The sequence below is a fragment of the Spiroplasma sp. ChiS genome (assembly GCF_002968355.1).
Taxonomy (GTDB): Bacteria; Bacillota_I; Bacilli_A; order Mycoplasmatales; family Mycoplasmataceae; genus Spiroplasma; species Spiroplasma citri.
The window spans coordinates 1-2,373 of sequence record NZ_PUUH01000046.1 but is presented as its reverse complement, the minus strand read 5'-3'; the positions used below and the strand labels follow the sequence as shown (position 1 = coordinate 2,373).

Sequence of the window (2,373 nt, the reverse complement as noted above, 5' to 3'; positions counted from 1 at the left end):
AAGATGAATAACTCATCTATGGCACACTAGTTATGTTATTTGATTTATTAATTTTAATTTTATATTTCTTTTATTAAACTTGTTAATAGTATTTTTCAGTGTGCCAATTTTTACTATTTTATATTTTTAATAATGTTAATAACAATGTTTATTAAACATTAAATAAACAATAGATAAACAATATATAAACATTAAATAAACAATATATAAACATTAAATAAACAATAGATAAACATTAAATATAACAATGTTTATTAAACAATAAATAAACTATAGATAAACAATATATAAACAGGAATCCTGTAAATACAAGTAGCAAAATCTGTCTCTTGTTAATTTGATGATAACATCATTTTTAACAAATGCAACTCTTTTTTTAAAAAATTAAAATATTTTATAAATATAACTTAATTTAACCATATTTAAACACACTAAAAAAGCATTTATTAATTTTAATTAATAAATTTATTTAAATATTCTGTAAAAACATTTCTTTTGCACTTATTCAATTTAAACACGGTCGGAGTTTATCATTTATTACATTAACTACTCAATCTATTCTTTTCTGACTAACCATATTAAAATCTGTGCCCTTAGGAAATCAATGTCTAAATTCACTATTCATATATTCAATTAAAGGTTTTTGTTGTGGTGAACCAGCATCACAACAATAAACTTGTGTTTCAGCAAATATTTCCATTTCTCGTCATTTACTAAATTCTTTACCTCTATCTGTTATTATTCCTTTAATTTTTCCAATTAAATTATTTTTTATAACAATATCTTTAAACTTTTCAAAAACTTCATTAGCAGTATGATTTTCTAATTTTATTACAAAATATTTTTTACTTGATTGTTCTGCTAAAACTAAACAACTAGATAAATGTTCTTTTCCAACAACAGTATCCATTTCTAATCAACCAACATTAGAAACTTTATTTTCAATATCTCAAATTGACTTAAAATCAGTTAATTTACCACGATTATCTTTTTTTCCTTTTGTTTTAAATTTTTTACCACGATATCGTAAATTTTCTTTTTTTAATCCAAATTCACCTAAACGAATTCATTTATAAAATGTTTTAAGACAAGCAGGAAATTTAACACCAAACTTTATTAAAAAACGCTGAATAATTTCTGCTGGTGAATCATGATAAACATTAAATCTCAGATGAATAAAATTTAATTGTTCTTCTGTAAAAGTAGGTAGTTTTTTAATACATTTTTTACGCTTTCTTTTGTAATCTTTTTGTGCTTCTATTGCTGTATAATCTTCTATATTTTTAAATCGCTTAATTTCTCTTTTAACAGTATTCACACTGCGATTTGTTTGTCTTGCAATTTCAGATAAATTAAGCGTACCATTTTTCTTTTTACAAGCATTAGAAAATAATAAATCCTTAAATAAATCACGCTCATCATATTTTAGATGTGTATAATCTTTCATATATTCTGTCTCCAATCTTTTTAAAATTATTTATACACTATTTTTAAAAAACTATTGACAATTATTTTTAAAGTTATACAATTAATTTATAACAAGTTGCGAATATCTGTCTCTATACTTGTTTTACAAAAAAAAGACTTGAAAAAGTCTTTTTTTAATTGTAAAATAAACATAATAAAAATAATATTAAGTTCTTTAATACATTGTGATAAGTTTTTAGTTCTTGATAAGTTTGATATACTCTTTTATTTAACCATATTGTTTAAATAMTAGCAATTTTAATATGCAAAAAGGAGTAAAAAATGAAAGAATTTAATCCAAAAACAGCAAGTTTACGAACATTCTATCGTAAAATAGATGAATTTTGGCAAAATAAATCACCTAATAAACCATATACTTTGAATGATTTAACCAATGAATTCAATCTTTCTCGCAAGTGAAGATATGATACTTATGCGAGCGAAAAGATAGTTCCTTTGCTTGAACGACAAGTTGATAGAATTGAAAGTGAAATAATTAATTTTATGATGAAATCACCTGATGGTGCTAAATTATATTGACAACGAGCATTTAATTATAAATATTCACTACAAGAAAAAGAACTTGAAAAAGAATTAAACTTAAATAATCAACAACCAATAATAGTTAATTTACAAACTGATATTAGAGATATTAAAAATGATGATAAGGAAAAATAATAATGCTTAATCATTTTACTTATTTGTTAGAAATTCCTTATTGGTTATTACAAAATAGTAGTATTGGTAATAAATATCCATTTGCTAAGAAATATGAGTTAGTTAATGAAATTAATCAAATTGGAACACGATATAGTGGTAAGACTATTTCAAATATTAAAATGTTTGGTGAATTATTAAAAATTAGTTTATTAATTAAAGAACCAATTTGTATAATTGCTAGTATGT

The 2,373-nt window shown here is 22.1% G+C and carries 3 protein-coding genes; 2 read left to right on the top strand and 1 reads right to left on the bottom strand.

Translation table 4 applies throughout. The features are described from left to right. Window positions 1-469 precede the first annotated feature (469 nt). Window positions 470-1,447, bottom strand: a complete 978-nt coding sequence (locus tag C6B38_RS02230) for an IS30 family transposase (protein WP_105298487.1) — start codon at window positions 1,445-1,447, stop codon at window positions 470-472. 302 nt (window positions 1,448-1,749) lie between these two features. Between C6B38_RS02230 and C6B38_RS02225 the strand changes: the two genes are divergently transcribed. Next, entirely contained in the window at window positions 1,750-2,145 is a 396-nt protein-coding gene (locus tag C6B38_RS02225; RefSeq protein ID WP_105298486.1) for a hypothetical protein, read from the top strand. A gap of 2 nt (window positions 2,146-2,147) precedes the next feature. Next, a partial coding sequence (locus C6B38_RS02220) for a hypothetical protein (RefSeq protein WP_146693263.1) occupies window positions 2,148-2,373 on the top strand: 226 nt, incomplete at its 3' end.